General features: G+C 58.4%; 14 protein-coding genes and 1 riboswitch. Of the genes, 5 read left to right on the top strand and 9 right to left on the bottom strand.

What is annotated here, in order from left to right:
• Window positions 1-49 precede the first annotated feature (49 nt).
• On the top strand, window positions 50-1,789 hold the full coding sequence (locus ACR0J8_RS17105; RefSeq protein WP_480526426.1) for a serine protease: 1,740 nt from the start codon (window positions 50-52) through the stop codon (window positions 1,787-1,789).
• A gap of 65 nt (window positions 1,790-1,854) precedes the next feature.
• On the opposite strand, the gene ACR0J8_RS17100 is transcribed toward ACR0J8_RS17105, so the two are convergent.
• The 5 genes from ACR0J8_RS17100 to ACR0J8_RS17080 all read right to left on the bottom strand — a co-directional run bounded on the left by ACR0J8_RS17100 (window position 1,855) and on the right by ACR0J8_RS17080 (window position 7,170).
• Entirely contained in the window at window positions 1,855-3,429 is a 1,575-nt protein-coding gene (locus tag ACR0J8_RS17100) for a thiamine pyrophosphate-binding protein (protein WP_480526424.1), read from the bottom strand.
• Window positions 3,429-4,877, bottom strand: a complete 1,449-nt coding sequence (locus ACR0J8_RS17095) for a TrkH family potassium uptake protein (RefSeq protein ID WP_170616471.1) — start codon at window positions 4,875-4,877, stop codon at window positions 3,429-3,431. The genes ACR0J8_RS17100 and ACR0J8_RS17095 overlap by 1 nt, the downstream gene beginning before the upstream one ends.
• A 50-nt stretch (window positions 4,878-4,927) precedes the next feature.
• Window positions 4,928-5,632 (bottom strand): hypothetical protein, encoded by a 705-nt coding sequence (locus ACR0J8_RS17090; RefSeq protein WP_480891290.1) that lies wholly within the window; start codon window positions 5,630-5,632, stop codon window positions 4,928-4,930.
• Window positions 5,633-5,907: 275 nt separating this feature from the next.
• Entirely contained in the window at window positions 5,908-7,011 is a 1,104-nt protein-coding gene (gene folE2, locus ACR0J8_RS17085) for a GTP cyclohydrolase FolE2 (protein WP_480526420.1), read from the bottom strand.
• A 3-nt stretch (window positions 7,012-7,014) separates the two neighbouring features.
• Window positions 7,015-7,170, bottom strand: coding sequence for a hypothetical protein (locus ACR0J8_RS17080; protein WP_480891287.1), 156 nt, complete (start codon window positions 7,168-7,170; stop codon window positions 7,015-7,017).
• Window positions 7,171-7,297: 127 nt separating this feature from the next.
• Here ACR0J8_RS17080 and ACR0J8_RS17075 point away from each other — a divergent pair, with 127 nt between their 5' ends.
• Entirely contained in the window at window positions 7,298-8,080 is a 783-nt protein-coding gene (locus ACR0J8_RS17075) for a HalD/BesD family halogenase (protein ID WP_480526418.1), read from the top strand.
• A gap of 45 nt (window positions 8,081-8,125) precedes the next feature.
• On the opposite strand, the gene metZ is transcribed toward ACR0J8_RS17075, so the two are convergent.
• The gene (gene metZ, locus ACR0J8_RS17070) at window positions 8,126-9,316 is read right to left on the bottom strand and encodes an O-succinylhomoserine sulfhydrylase (protein ID WP_480891284.1); all 1,191 of its coding nucleotides are present in this window, start codon (window positions 9,314-9,316) and stop codon (window positions 8,126-8,128) included.
• Between the two features lie 64 nt (window positions 9,317-9,380).
• A riboswitch (SAM riboswitch) is annotated at window positions 9,381-9,458 on the bottom strand.
• 118 nt (window positions 9,459-9,576) lie between these two features.
• On the opposite strand from metZ, the gene ACR0J8_RS17065 reads away from it, so the two are divergent.
• Window positions 9,577-10,275 (top strand): glutathione S-transferase N-terminal domain-containing protein, encoded by a 699-nt coding sequence (locus ACR0J8_RS17065; RefSeq protein ID WP_480526415.1) that lies wholly within the window; start codon window positions 9,577-9,579, stop codon window positions 10,273-10,275.
• 69 nt (window positions 10,276-10,344) lie between these two features.
• On the opposite strand, the gene ACR0J8_RS17060 is transcribed toward ACR0J8_RS17065, so the two are convergent.
• On the bottom strand, window positions 10,345-10,836 hold the full coding sequence (locus tag ACR0J8_RS17060; RefSeq protein ID WP_480526413.1) for a hypothetical protein: 492 nt from the start codon (window positions 10,834-10,836) through the stop codon (window positions 10,345-10,347).
• Window positions 10,837-11,093: 257 nt separating this feature from the next.
• Entirely contained in the window at window positions 11,094-11,465 is a 372-nt protein-coding gene (locus ACR0J8_RS17055; protein ID WP_480891280.1) for an OB-fold nucleic acid binding domain-containing protein, read from the bottom strand.
• A 127-nt stretch (window positions 11,466-11,592) separates the two neighbouring features.
• Between ACR0J8_RS17055 and ACR0J8_RS17050 the strand changes: the two genes are divergently transcribed.
• Entirely contained in the window at window positions 11,593-11,916 is a 324-nt protein-coding gene (locus tag ACR0J8_RS17050) for a 2Fe-2S iron-sulfur cluster-binding protein (RefSeq protein ID WP_480526409.1), read from the top strand.
• Window positions 11,916-12,638, top strand: coding sequence for an FG-GAP repeat domain-containing protein (locus ACR0J8_RS17045; RefSeq protein WP_480526407.1), 723 nt, complete (start codon window positions 11,916-11,918; stop codon window positions 12,636-12,638). The genes ACR0J8_RS17050 and ACR0J8_RS17045 overlap by 1 nt, the downstream gene beginning before the upstream one ends.
• 117 nt (window positions 12,639-12,755) lie before the next feature.
• On the opposite strand, the gene purD is transcribed toward ACR0J8_RS17045, so the two are convergent.
• Window positions 12,756-14,018: a phosphoribosylamine--glycine ligase gene (purD, locus tag ACR0J8_RS17040; RefSeq protein WP_480526405.1), complete on the bottom strand. Its 1,263-nt coding sequence runs from the start codon at window positions 14,016-14,018 to the stop codon at window positions 12,756-12,758.
• Between the last annotated feature and the right edge of the window lie 17 nt (window positions 14,019-14,035).

Genomic DNA, 14,035 nt, shown 5'->3' with positions numbered 1-14,035 from the left:
TTTGGCGTATTCTCCGGGCTGAAAAAACTCTGCGAAACACAGGCGGACAATGGCACGCATATTCACTTCAATTGCATTTCTTTTTCTACTGGGTGTGCGCGCCGTTTTTGCGCAACAGGATACGGGTGTCTGGGTCCAGATCGAGGCACAACCGACCTTGCAGGCGGCGCAGGATCGGGCGCAGATCTATGCAAATACCCTGCCCGACGTGAATGGGTTTCGCCTTAACAGCGGCTGGTATGCCATTGTAATAGGACCCTATTTACGATCAGATGCGGATCAGGTTCTGCAGGTTTACCGGGCTGAGGGTCAAATCCCGTCGGACAGTTTCATTGCCTTTTCGAACGCACTGGGGCCGCAATTCTGGCCAGTTGGTGCGAACGTTCTGGATCGGGGCGCGGTAACGCCGCCGGTTCAAACCCAGGCGCAAACAGAACAGCCGCAAGCTGCAGCGGTTCCGCAAGATGCCGATGAAACCCGATCGCAAGCTCTGCAGGGCGAACGTCTGCTGACTGCGCAGGAACGCAAAGACCTGCAGTCAGCATTGCAGTCGGAGGGTTTCTATAACTCGACGATCGACGGGGCATTTGGTCAGGGTACACGCCGTTCCATGGCCGAATGGCAGCGCTTCAATGGGTTTGAAACCACCGGCGTTCTGACGACGCTGCAGCGCAAGGCCTTGATGGATGACTACAATGCACCGCTGATCAGCGTTGGCATGAAGCGTTATGCAGACCCGCAGGCCGGTATTGAACTGGACTTGCCGCTGGGTGTTGTGGCCTTTGACCGCTACGAAGCACCGTTTGCGCATTTCAATGCGACCTCAGATCTAAATGCACAGGTGCTGTTGATCAGCCAGGAAGGTGACAAAGCGACGTTGCGCGCTTTGTACGAGGTGATGCAGTCGTTGGAAATTGTTCCGCTGAACGGCCCGCGCACCCTGCGGGGCGATCGCTTCACGCTGGAAGGCCGCGGGAAAGGGATCGTATCGTATACGCAGGCCGCATTGAAGGATGGCAAGATCAAGGGCTTCACCCTGGTCTGGCCGGAAGGGGACGAGGCGCGTCGTGCACGCGTACTGGCCTCCATCAACGCCAGCTTTGCCACAACGGATGCCGTCCTTGACGCCGGTGCCGGCGCGGATGCGGAACAGCGGATCGACCTGGTTTCAGGCTTGCAGGTGCGTAAACCGCGCTTGTCCCGCTCGGGCTTCTTCGCCGCTGCCAACGGTACGGTTCTGACGGTTTCGGAAGTGGCAAACAACTGCACCCGTATGACCCTGGACGACGATCAGGAGGTTCAGGTGGCGTGGGACGATGCCGATCTAGGCGTGGCCGTGTTGCGCCCAAGCCGGGCACTTGCCCCCATGAGCGTGGCCGAATTCAGCGCAGATGAGCCTCGTATCCGATCCGAAGTGGCCGTATCTGGCTTTTCCTATCTGGGCGCATTGGGTGCACCAACACTGACTTTCGGTCAAGTCGCCGATGTGCGGGGCCTGAATGGCGAAGATGGAATAAAACGTCTTACACTGGTCGCACAGCCCGGCGATGCAGGCGGTCCGGTGTTCGACGACAGCGGAAACGTGGTCGGGATGCTTCTGCCTAAGGCCTCTGACGGTCGCACCCTGCCCGACTCGGTCAGTCTTGCCGCCTCGGTTGATCGACTGCGTACAGTCCTGGATAAAGCCGGTGTTGCAGGTCAGCCTGGGCAGGCAGTCGGTGAAATTTCACCAAACGAGTTGAACCGCCGCGCAACCGGAATGACTGTTCTGGTTCACTGCTGGGACTAAGAAACCGTTAGGTTCCACTAATGGCGTCGCCTGACCAGGCGGCGCCATATCTGTTTTCCGAAGCTTCAGAATATGTCCGGTGTGACGCGGATCAGCGTGGGCACCGGCGCATCAAACGCCGCACGGATGGCGGATTGCAAGTCGACCCCCGAGTTGGGTTGGGACGACAACGCGCCAAATGCTTCGGCCAGCTTGCAGAAATCTGGATTGCGAGCCTCAACGGCATTCGGCGCAATCTGGCTGCGCACCATGCTGTCTTCAATTTCCTTCAGCTTGCCATTGTCCCACAGAATGATTGGCAGGGACAAACCCAGTTCGACCGCCACGCCCAATTCCTGCATCGTGTACTGGAACCCATAGTCCCCGGCGATCACGGCCGTGGGCTTGCCGCGTCGGGCAATCGCGCCGCCAATGCCGGCAGGCAACGCATATCCCAACGTGCCGAACCCGGTCGGGTGATGCCAGTGATACGGATAGGCCATGTCCCAGAGTTCCTTTGCGACATAGGCAAACTGCGTCATATCCGAATAAATCATTGAATCTGCGGGCAAAGCCGCGCGCATCACATCAATCGCTGCGGCGATCCCGGGGCGTTCGGCGTCGATTTCGGCCCGCCACTTGGTACGGGCACTGGCCACCTCCTCGGCAGTCCAACCAGTTGCCGGTTTCACCTTATCCAACACCGCCCAAAGCGTTTTCGCAAAGCTTTCACCATCCGCCTGCAGCTTGATCGCTGCACGATGTCGGTCTGACAGAACCTCGGGGTCCAGATCGACGCGGATCAGTTGCGATGTGTGCCCAAGTTTGTCGCGCCAGAGATCGACTTCCCCCAATTCTGCCCCAACGGCGACAACCAGATCCGCTGACGCGATCACATCGGCGCTGCCCGGTCGTGTCAGCATCGCCCCGAAATCCAGAGCATAGCCGGTGCCCGCCATTCCCCGCCCAGCAAAGGTGGTGAAGCACGCCGCCCCCAGTTGCGTTAATATCTGCCGCCACAGATTTGAATGCGCCCCTCCGCCCAGAATGAACAGGGGGCGGCGCGAGATATTCAGCATCGACAGGACCGGCGCGATATCAGGTGGCAGCACTTTTGTTCTGAGCCCGGGCTGATTCGGGAACGGCGCCGGGTCAGCCTCGGCCTCAAGCTGTGCGATCGGCACCTGAATGTGTTTGGGGCGGGGGCGCTTCAGCTCAAACTCTTCGAACGCGCGTTCGACCAGGCCAAAGGCCGCGTCGGCGGTGTTGGCCAGGCAGGACCAGTCCGCCACGGTTTCCGCGGCGGCGCGCTGATCCTTCATTTGATGCAATTGGCCCCGCTGGGCATTTACCTCATCCAGACAAGATGACAGAACCAGCATCGGGACGGAATCGGAATAAGCCTGCCCCATCGGCGTCATGATATTGCACAATCCTGGTCCGGAAATCACATAAGCCACGCCCGGTTTCCCGGTAGCACGAGCATAGCCGTCGGCCATAAAGCCCGCCCCCTGCTCGTGCCGCGCCAGCACATGCTTGATGCCCGCCTCTTCGATACCGCGATACATTTCCTGGTTATGTACGCCCGGAATGCCAAAGATCACATCTACGCCACGATCCCTAAGCATATGCGAGATCTGCGCACCAAGGGTTCTTTTCATCAACTTCTCCAGAATTGAACGGTGAAGATCGCGTAAACCGCCAGCAGTTCAAGCCGACCGACCAGCATACCCGTGATCAGCAGCCATTTCGCCGTATCGCTCAACCCCGCGAAATTGCCGGCCGGTCCGATCTGATTGCCGAGGCCCGGTCCGACATTGGCAAGTGCGGTTGCAGCACCGGACACGGATGTAATGAAATCCAACCCGGTCAGAGCCAGCGCCCAGGACAGGACGCCCATCGTCAGCACGAAGAACATGAAGAAGCTCATGACCGAGGTCAAAACATCTCGGCTGATGGGGCGGCCGTCATATTGCGGTGTGAACACGCCGTGTGGCGAACGAATGCGGCTGATCTGGGTTTTGATCGACGCGAACAAAAGCTGATACCGGAATACCTTGATCGAACAGGCCGTAGAACCCGCGCAGCCACCGATCAGACCGATCAGAAAGAACAGCATAATCGGAAAATTGCCCCAACCCATGTAGTCGACGCTGGCATAGCCCGTGCCGGAAATGATCGAGGTGATGTTGAACAGCGATTCCCGCAAAGCTCTTTCCCAATGGTGCGGGAACACGGTCGTCAGAAAGACGGTCATGACAACGACCAACACCGCAATGGTCGCCAGAAAGGCGCGAATCTGGCTGTCTTGCCAAAGCGAACCGGTGTTGCCATTGGCCAGTTGCACATACCGCACGAATGGCAGTGCAGCCAGAATCATGAAAACGGCAGCGGCATACTCTGTAGGACCCGAGAATACGGCGAATGAGCTGTCATAGTTGGCAAATCCTCCGGTCGCGATGGTCGTCATCGAATGCACGGCGGCGTCGAAAAAACTCATCCCGAAGGCTGCATAGACCAGGGCACAAATCAGAGTCAGTACAACATAGATCATGGAAATCTGCCCGGCGATCTCTTGCGCGCGCGGCAGAATCTTTCCCATGGTCTCAAACCCTTCCGAGCGGAAGATCTGCATCCCCCCGACGCGCAGTTCGGGTAGGAACACCATCGCAACCACGATGATTCCGATCCCGCCCAACCATTGCAGGATTCCGCGCCACAGCAGCAATCCAGTGGGCATGCCGTCCAGGCCCGATAGAACCGTGGACCCTGTCGTAGTCAGGCCGGACATGGCCTCGAAATAGGCGTCAACGAAACGCAGTTCGGTTTCGCCGAACATGAACGGAATGGCGCCAAACACCGGCAGGGCAACCCACACGCCGGTTGTCAGCAGAAAGGTCTGGCGGATTGTCAGCCCCTCGCCCACACCGTTCGAACAGCTCATGGCCAGGACCACGCCGGTCATAACGGTAATGACGGCGCTTTCCAGAAACACATTCCATTCGCCCCGCCCTTCGATCAGGTCAGCAAGCAACGGCAGCAGCATGGTCGCCCCTAGAATGGCGACCAACAGGCCAATCACATATCCAACCGGGCGCATATCCGTCATGAGGCGCAGCGTTGGCGCGCCTGCACGACTGTGTCAAGCGGATGTCGGGATCAACTGTCCGATTTTGGTGCCTGAACTGGCATCGCGGGCGGTTTGGAAGGTGCCCGGGTGCGCCGCACCGGCTGTTCGGCGGCGGTTTTAGGTTTTGCCGCCGCTGGTGCCTCGGATGCCTTGCTTGCTTGACGCGCGACAGGCTTTGGCTCGGCCTCCGGCTGTTTGGTTGTCACTATTTCGGCCGTCTTGCCTGCCTGAGATTTGGGTGCCGCCACTTTGACGGTTTCAGGCTTTGCCGCCGCTTCCGGCTTGACCGCTGGCTTTTTGGGCGTCGGCGCCTCGGCCACAGTAGCGGACGATTTTGCGCTGGCCGGTTTCGGCGTGGCAGCGTTGACGACCGGCGTGGTCTTAGATTCCACTTTCTTTGCCACCGGTTTGGGCGTGACAGACGACGCTCTGACAACAGGTGCCTTTGGCGTTGCCTGCGCTTTAGGTTTTGCCCGGTTCTTTGGTTCTACCGCTGCCTTTGGTTTTGCCGCTGCCTTTGGCTTTGCCGCTGGCTTTGCGCGGACTGGTTCCTTAGCAGGTTCCACCGCAGAGGACTCAGACGCTGCCGCACGTAGTGCCTGCAAGGGTACTAAAGGCAACTCGATCGCAGAGCGGGTCATGATTTGCATGATCTTCATCTGATTGACCATGGCATAGCCAGCCACACGCACGGCCGCAGCCTGAAGTTCCAATGGTCCGGAAATCGGGTTCATCTACTAATTCTCCTCTGAAAGCGATGCAGGCAGAGACAGAGCAAAGGGGATTCCCCGGCTCGGGCCCTTTGGGCGGCAGACCGAATTTGCAATCCAAGGCGTTGCACGTCCCGGCATCCCTCAAGGTGTCGCACCACCTGGTGCGATCATGCTGCATCTGCATTGTCTTGCAGACTACCCGGATATTTGTGCTTGTGCAGAATTTTTGCTGCAGTGCGGCAAAAAATCGCCAAGACGCACCCTATTTTCGGAAAACTGCCCTTAAATCAGGCAGATCAACCGACGTGGAACAATGTGGTGAACAGCCGGGGATCCAGACTGGCCGCCGCAAAGGTCGGCCCTTCTGTCAGAATGGACACCGCGTCGTGGCTGTGCAGGCTTTCCTGATGGCTGGCAACTACCCGGAAATCGCCGATGTGGTGGTCCGCCAGCAGTTCGGCACAGAACAACCGAGCGGCGTCCTCGACAAAAATCGGGTTGGCGGCATTCAGTTCGGCAAACGCCTGCTCATCTTCGCGCTTGACCATGACCTGAGTTTCGGTCGGAACCGCGCGACGGCACAGGGCAATCAGGTCCTCGAACCACAAGCAATCTGCGGCGCTGTCGACAACGACCGAGATTCGCGCGACCGAACGCTGCGAATGCGGTGTCGCCAATTGCCCCCGCGATGCGCGTGCGTGCTCGCTCAATTCCAGCGAACATGGGCAGGTTGAAGAATAGACGTAGTCCAGATGCATGATCTTCTGACGCACGCCATTTTGTTCGACCAGTTCAAGCGCGATATCATAATACTGGAACCCACCCAGGCCAGAGCGGAGGCTTTCAACGCGATCTGGAAACGAGAACCGCATCTGAATACGCGCATCGAAACTGTCCAGATCGGTCTTATAGTCGTCCAGTGCCGCTTCCATCACCTCGAAACTGAAGGTGCGTTCCGCGTGTTTGTAGAAGGATCGCATGATCCGGGACATGTTGATGCCCTTTTTCCCGGCCTCAAGGCTGACAGTGCCCGTGACCGAGGTTTCCAGCGTCAGATCCTCATCATTTTTGCGGTGAAAGCGGATCGGCAGGCGGAAATTCGAGATACCCACATGCTGAATTTGCTGCTTTGCGCCGCGGATCAGGCTGGACGGACCGTTTTGCAGATCGGGCAACGTCGCGCGATACGCCTCATCGACGCGAAAGTTCTGAGGGTATTGCCGCGACAAAGGGGGATAATTGGACGCAATCAAGCCGGGAACAAGCCGGGCAACAGCAGGATCAAGCTGATTGATCTCGGCCTCTGTAGCAGATTCTGCCCATTTGCGCAGAAGCTTCAGCGCCGCGGCAGCATCTTCGTCGTCGGGTGCGTCGTTCAGGTCGCCGGGGTAAACGTTCATCAATCAGATTTCCTCGGGGTTGGTCGTCGGAATATATACGACTGTCGTTCTTTTACCAGTCTTGCCCGATAGGCGCGCAGTATCAGATCGCACTGCAAAAAATAATGCAAAACCGTCATTTTCAACAAGAATGCGCCGTTCCTTGCGAAATTCCTGCATTGGTTCGCAAGTCGCGATAGCCCAGGACTGGATGTCTGTCGCAAACGGGACAGTTAATTCAAATTTCCCGACCTAGCCTTTCAGTAGGTGCAAAGGGTGCAGGACCCCAGCAAAGGAAAGGGAGGGCATGAGAGACATTCTTGATCTTGACCGGTTTCCAATCGACAAACCCGGCAGCCCGGAATGGGACGCGCTTGTCGAAACTTGCCGCAGAGACCTTGAAGCGACCGGAATGTTCAACCTCGATGGGTTGATGCACAGCAAGGTCGCGGCAGCGGCGGTGGCGGAAATGGCCCCCCGATTTGACAGCGAAGCATTTCTGCACGAGCGCCGACACAACATTTACTTCAAAAGGATCGACGGCCTGCCGGGCGACCACCCGGCTTTGCAGGAGTTTCAGACGTCCAACCGGACGCTCTGCGCGGACCAGATCCCTGACTCTGCCTTGCTCAGACTTTATGAATGGCCCGAATTCGCCCGATTTCTGGCGGCGACGATGGACAAACCCACTTTGTATGTGATGGACGATCCGATGGCCCGGGTGAACGTCATGTCCTATCGCGAGGGTCAGGCCCTGAACTGGCATTTTGACCGGTCAGAGTTTACCACAACGATGCTGTTACAGGCACCGGATCAGGGTGGCGCTTTTGAGTACCGGAAAGACCTGCGCAGTGAAACCGACCCGAACTATGACGGCGTTGCAAAACTGCTGAGCGGCAACGATGAAAACAGTCGGGTTATTTCCCTCAGCCCCGGAACCCTGAACGTGTTCAAGGGCAAGAATACCGCCCATCGGGTGACGCCCGTAGCCGGAAGCAAGCCACGGATAATTGCGGTGTTTTCCTACTATGAGAGTCCCGGTGTCACGTTTTCGGATACCGAGCGGATGGGTTTCTACGGACGGGCCTGAGGCACGTGCACCCTGCGGCGACTGCAAGCCACAGGGTGCATCTGTCTATTTTTGCGATGCCGCAAGTGCCTGTTGAATGTCCGCCAGAAGATCTGTCGGGTCTTCCAGCCCGATTGAAAGGCGGATCAGGCCCGGCGTGATGCCCAACTCATCCCGCTGCTTCTCACTCAGGCGCTGGTGCGTGGTTGTGGCGGGGTGTGTCGCGATCGACTTCGCATCACCCAAATTGTTCGAGATCACCGGAATGGTCATGGCATTCAGGAATGCAAAGGCTGCTTCTTTTCCGCCTTGGATATCCAGCGACAGAACCGTTCCGCCCTTGCCGCCCAACTGATCCTGAACAAGCGCGTTCTGCGCATGGGTTTTCAGCCCCGGATACAATGTGCGAACCAGAGCAGGATGCCCCTCAAGCGCTTCTGCAACTGTCTGCGCCGTCTCGGCCTGCGCGTTTACGCGCAACGACATCGTTTCCAGCCCTTTCAGCATGATCCAGGCGTTGAACGGGCTCAGCGCGCCGCCTGTATGCTTGAGATACGGCTCGACCGTGCCACGGATGAATTCCTTAGTTCCGATGATCACACCACCCAGAGCACGCCCCTGCCCGTCTATGTGTTTGGTGGCTGAATACACAACCACGTCGGCACCCTGCTCGATCGCGCGCGAGAAGACCGGGGTCGAGAACACATTGTCGACGACAACCACGGCACCGACCACATGAGCAAGCCGGGACACTGCGGCAATATCAATGACCTCAAGCGTGGGGTTCGACATGGATTCGAAGAAAACAGCCTTGGTGTCAGGCCGGATCGCAACCTCCCACGCGGCCAGATCGGTTCCGTCCACAAACGTCACCTCGACGCCATACCGCGTCAGGATGTTTTCAAGAATATACAGACAGGAGCCAAACAACGCCTTGGCCGAAACAACATGGTCACCGGCCTGCAGCATCGACGTCAGCGCGCCGTTCACGGCCGCCATGCCGGATGCGGTGGCAAACGCATCTTCACCGCCTTCCAAAGCGGCGATGCGCTGTTCAAACATCGCCACGGTTGGGTTGCCATAGCGGGCATAGATGAACTCATCCGGGCCGGATTCGATGAATCGCGCCTCGGCCTGCTCGGCAGTGTCATAGACGAAACCCTGCGTCAGAAAGATCGCTTCGCTGACCTCGTTGTACTGGCTGCGGCGAATACCGCCATGAACGGCTTGAGTGCGTTTGTTCCAGGTCTCGCTCATCTTTTTCCTTTCCGCCCCCGGCGCAGGAGGCAAACAAAAAACCCCAGACGCGGCCAAGCGAAAGGGGTCTTTCATCCTGACCTTTTAGCGGTGTTGTTTAGCGTGGCCCGCAATCCGGTAACAAATCGCCACGTAGCTCTGTGCTGCCATACGCCTCGGGCCGCTATTCGTCAAGGCTGCGCTTGGTTCTGTCACGCTTTCGTAACCGCCTCTTGCCGAACCGGCAAAAAGCCGCATGATCGCCGATACACGGAGGAGCCATGACCAACCCAATCGATCTGTATTTCTGGCCAACACCGAATGGCTGGAAGGTTTCCATTGCCCTGGAAGAGATGGGCCTGCCCTACACAACCCATCTGATCAATATCGGCAAGGGTGATCAGTTCGACCCCGAATTTCTGAAGATTTCGCCGAACAACCGCATGCCCGCAATTGTCGACCCCGACGGCCCGGGCGGCGCCCCGGTTTCGGTCTTCGAAAGCGGAGCGATCCTGATGTATCTGGCCCGCAAGACGGGACGGTTCTATGGCGAAACCGAGCGTGATCGCATTGCCGTCGAAGAATGGCTGATGTGGCAAATGGGCGGCGTCGGCCCCATGGCCGGTCAGGCGCACCACTTCCTGAAATACGCCCCGAACATGGACCCGCCGCAGGACCACCCCTATCCCAAGGACCGCTACCGGGCAGAGGTTGGGCGTCTGTATGGCGTACTGGATCGTCGGCTGGCGGAAAACGAGTACGTCGCGGGCGACTTCTATTCCATCGCCGACATGTCGATCTGGGGCTGGGCCAGCCTGTGGGAAGGTCAACAGCAAGTGCTTGAGGACAAGCCTCATTTTGCGCGCTGGCTGGAAATCGTCAGTGCCCGCCCCGGCGTGCAGGCCGGTCGCGCGCTGCATGCCGATTTGCGCGGCGATCACCGGGACAAGCAATCGCAAGGGGTGCTATTCAAGCGGTGATGGTTTTTGGAAGTCGTTTTGGGTTCTCAATGATCATCGCTGATTTTACCTTGGCCATACCAAAGACCGCTAGCGAAACAGGAATTCAGGCTCCGCCGGCAAAGGCATCAGCTTTTTTTTCCGGAGACCCTTGCGCATTTGCGCAGCATTGCTGCCGTCCGTACGCATCCGGGCGGTCAGGACAAAAGCCGCATGCCCTGTCTCTGTTGTTTGAGCTGGGCCGACTGAACGCTCTGTCTTTTTGAAATCCACGCCAATCGGTTTTTTCGACCGCGCAGAGCGGAAGTTTGGAACCGAATGCTGTTTCCGATCTGTTTCTTCCTCCGACCGTGACAACTCAACGCCCTTCTGCTGCTGCAATTCTGAGAGGTACGTTGTTGCAATCCCAAGGTGCCTGCGTTCGAAGGCGTAAGCATTCAGTGCCTCTTCGATCATTCTGGCGGTGTGTACATATCCTTTTGATCGCGTGAACTCTGAAAGTTCGACAAAACGATCATGGATCTGGCTCTCATCCGGTCGGACATTTTTTTTGAGCGATCCATTTTGTGTTACGTTGGGCATCCGGACTGACTTCGAGAAGACGTTGAGTGGTGCACAGTCAAGCCCAGACTTTGACAAAGGCCGACGCGCAAAGATGCTTGCAAGTACCCTTCCGGCATCGGAGAGTCGACCAACCGGCGTCAAAGCGGCGGAAAAGCGCCTTATACTCACACATGGATCATCCTTATACTCACACATGGATCATAAAGCACGTATCCATGAGCGCCGGACCGCAAGTCTTGCAACCGGTAAGCGTCCACTTTGTCCGTAAGGCAGACCTATCCCTCCCCCCGCACCAGCACATCCAGCATCCCCGAGATATCCTCGATCTCTTCCGCGATCACATGTGTCACAGAATGCGCCCGCTGCATCCGGCCCGTTACTCGCAACAACCGCCCCGAGATCACCGCGCGGCGGAATTGTTCGTAGATCTTGCGCCAGACCACCACGTTGACGATGCCGGTCTCATCCTCAAGCGTGACGAATATCACCCCCTTGGCCGTCCCCGGTCTCTGCCGCAGGATCACCAGCCCCGCCACCGTCACGCTCGCACCTTCGGGCGGGGCGTTCAGTTGGCAGGCGGGCAGGCACGCGGGCGGGCGTGGCCAATCGCTATTTTGATCTGTGGGGCGAACAGGGACAATAAGCATGAGAACAAAAATAGAACAAATGACAAGAAAGTCCAGTCGCGGCACGCCGAGTCGCAAATGAGGCTGGAAAGAGCTAAATGCCTTGACTAAGGAAGGTTTCGAACATCGCAAAAGGAAGACGCACGCAATGGCAAAGATCACCTATGTCGAGCATGGCGGTACCGAACACACTGTCGAGGTCGCCAACGGACTGACCGTCATGGAAGGGGCCCGTGACAACAACATCCCCGGCATCGAGGCCGATTGCGGCGGCGCCTGCGCCTGCTCGACCTGCCATGTCTACATTCACCCCGACTGGGTCGAGAAAATCCCGGCCAAGGACGACATGGAAGAAGACATGCTGGACTTTGCCTATGAACCCGATCCGACCCGCTCGCGCCTGACCTGCCAGATCAAGGTCACGGATGCTCTGGACGGTCTGGTCGTGCAGATGCCGGAAAAACAGATCTGATGCCAGCCAGACCGGTCGTCGCCGTCGCAATCGCACTCGGTGTATGTCCGGTCACGGCACAATCGCAGCAACCGTGGCAGTATGAACCACTGGGCTCGGCCGAATACTCCGAACCCACGGCGCGATACCCCCATGGTGTTCTGGGTGATCAGATTGAATACGGCGCGCTGGTCCTGCAATACGCACCCGGATCGACGCAGTATACTATACGGCTGCCAGAAGAACGTGTTTTCGAAGACATCCGGCCGCGCCTGGTCGACGTTGACAACGACGGCCGTCGCGAAGCCCTTGTCGTCGAAAGCCATCGCGACAAGGGTGCCCGGCTTGCAATCTACAACGGCGGCGGCCTGATCGCGGCCACGCCCTACATCGGCACCCGTTTCCGCTGGCTCGCACCGGTCGGCGCAGCGGACCTGGACAACGACGGCCATGTCGAAATCGCCTATGTCGACCGCCCTCATCTGGCGAAAACGCTACGGATCTGGCGTTTCGAAAACAACCAACTGACCGAGATCGCAACAATTCCCAATCTGACAAACCATCGCATCGGCGAAGATTTCATCTCTGGCGGCCTGCGCTCCTGCGGGGACACTCCCTCGCTGATACTGGCCGACGGGAACTGGTCGCATATTGTCAGCGTCACGTATGACAATGGCTGGCAATCTACAGATCTGGGACCCTTCCAAGGCCGCGACAGCCTCGCCCAAGCCCTGACTTGCTGATCCGCCCCTTCATCTGGCCAAAAGTATCCTGGGGGTGAGGCCGCAGGCCGAGGGGGCAAAGCCCCCTGATCAAGAACCCGTGACGGGCGCAGCCCGCCACGAGACCTCTGCCAGAGCTTACAGTGCCCGCCAGCCGATATCCCGCCGACAGAAGCCCTCGGGCCAGTCTATCGCATCAATCATCGCATAAGCCCTGTCACGCGCGTCCTGCAGCGATCCGCCACGTGCCGTGACATTCAGAACCCGCCCGCCCGACGCCGTAGTCCGCCCTTCAGAAGACTTGGTTCCGGCATGGAACACCATGTTCTTGCTGTCTTCCGGCAGGTTATCCAACCCCCGGATCACCGAACCTTTTTCATAGGTCCCCGGATATCCCTCTGCAGCCAGGACAACCGTTATCGCGTGATCATCTGCCCAATTAACTTGTGTATCGCGCAAACGTCCCTCGGCGGCTGCGTGCATCAGGTCCATCGCCTGCGCACCAAGTCGCATCATCAGTACCTGGCATTCCGGATCGCCGAAACGAACATTGTACTCGACCAACCTCGGCCGCCCGTCCCGGATCATCAATCCAGCATAAAGCACGCCCTGAAACGGCATCCCGCGACGTTTCATCTCGGCCATGGTCGGGCGCACAATCTCTTCCATCGCACGCGCTTCGACTTCGGCGTTCAAAACCGGTGCGGGAGAGTATGCGCCCATGCCACCGGTATTCAGCCCGGTATCGCCTTCTCCCACACGCTTGTGGTCCTGCGCAGTACCGATGGACAGGATATCCTCACCGTCACACAGCACGAAAAGCGAGGCCTCTTCGCCCTCCATGAACTCTTCAATCACGACCTCGGCTCCGGCACCGCCAAAAGCGCCACCGAACATGTCGTCGATGGCCGCCAGCGCGGTGTCCTCGTCCATTGCCACGATCACGCCCTTGCCCGCGGCCAGACCATCCGCCTTGACGACGATGGGCGCACCCTGGGTCCGGATGTAGTCCTTGGCCGGACCGGCCTCGGTGAACCGGGCATAAGCCGCTGTCGGGGCACTCGCGGCATCGCAGATTTCCTTGGTAAAGCTCTTTGATGCCTCAAGTTGTGCGGCACCGGCCGACGGTCCAAAAACCAGGACGCCCGCTTCCCGCAACCGGTCGGCAACACCTGCCGCCAAAGGGGCTTCGGGCCCGACGATCACGAAATCTATCGCGTTTTCTTCGGCAAAGCTGACAACCGCGCCACCGTTTTCGATATCCAGCGCCGCGCAATCGGCGATCTGCGCGATCCCGGCATTTCCGGGTGCCACGATCAGACGGTCGCATTTGGGGTTCTGCAGCACCGCCCAGGCCAGACTGTGCTCACGCCCGCCGCTGCCGAGAATAAGGATGTTCATGAATGCTCTCCGATCTG

The sequence above is a fragment of the Ruegeria sp. N11 genome, assembly GCF_056531525.1.
Note: the sequence above shows the minus strand (reverse complement) of the source record. Positions and strands in the feature narration are given on the sequence as shown.

Coding starts and splice junctions, on each gene's coding strand:
- ACR0J8_RS17090 (WP_480891290.1), bottom strand. CDS start 5,632: ATGAACCCGATTTCCGGACCATTGGAACTTCAGGCTGCGGCCGTGCGT.
- ACR0J8_RS17080 (WP_480891287.1), bottom strand. CDS start 7,170: ATGCAGGAATTTCGCAAGGAACGGCGCATTCTTGTTGAAAATGACGGT.
- metZ (WP_480891284.1), bottom strand. CDS start 9,316: ATGAGCGAGACCTGGAACAAACGCACTCAAGCCGTTCATGGCGGTATT.
- ACR0J8_RS17075 (WP_480526418.1), top strand. CDS start 7,298: ATGAGAGACATTCTTGATCTTGACCGGTTTCCAATCGACAAACCCGGC.
- ACR0J8_RS17045 (WP_480526407.1), top strand. CDS start 11,916: ATGCCAGCCAGACCGGTCGTCGCCGTCGCAATCGCACTCGGTGTATGT.
- ACR0J8_RS17065 (WP_480526415.1), top strand. CDS start 9,577: ATGACCAACCCAATCGATCTGTATTTCTGGCCAACACCGAATGGCTGG.
- ACR0J8_RS17100 (WP_480526424.1), bottom strand. CDS start 3,429: ATGAAAAGAACCCTTGGTGCGCAGATCTCGCATATGCTTAGGGATCGT.
- ACR0J8_RS17095 (WP_170616471.1), bottom strand. CDS start 4,877: ATGACGGATATGCGCCCGGTTGGATATGTGATTGGCCTGTTGGTCGCC.
- folE2 (WP_480526420.1), bottom strand. CDS start 7,011: ATGAACGTTTACCCCGGCGACCTGAACGACGCACCCGACGACGAAGAT.
- ACR0J8_RS17050 (WP_480526409.1), top strand. CDS start 11,593: ATGGCAAAGATCACCTATGTCGAGCATGGCGGTACCGAACACACTGTC.
- ACR0J8_RS17055 (WP_480891280.1), bottom strand. CDS start 11,465: ATGCTTATTGTCCCTGTTCGCCCCACAGATCAAAATAGCGATTGGCCA.
- ACR0J8_RS17105 (WP_480526426.1), top strand. CDS start 50: ATGGCACGCATATTCACTTCAATTGCATTTCTTTTTCTACTGGGTGTG.
- purD (WP_480526405.1), bottom strand. CDS start 14,018: ATGAACATCCTTATTCTCGGCAGCGGCGGGCGTGAGCACAGTCTGGCC.
- ACR0J8_RS17060 (WP_480526413.1), bottom strand. CDS start 10,836: ATGCCCAACGTAACACAAAATGGATCGCTCAAAAAAAATGTCCGACCG.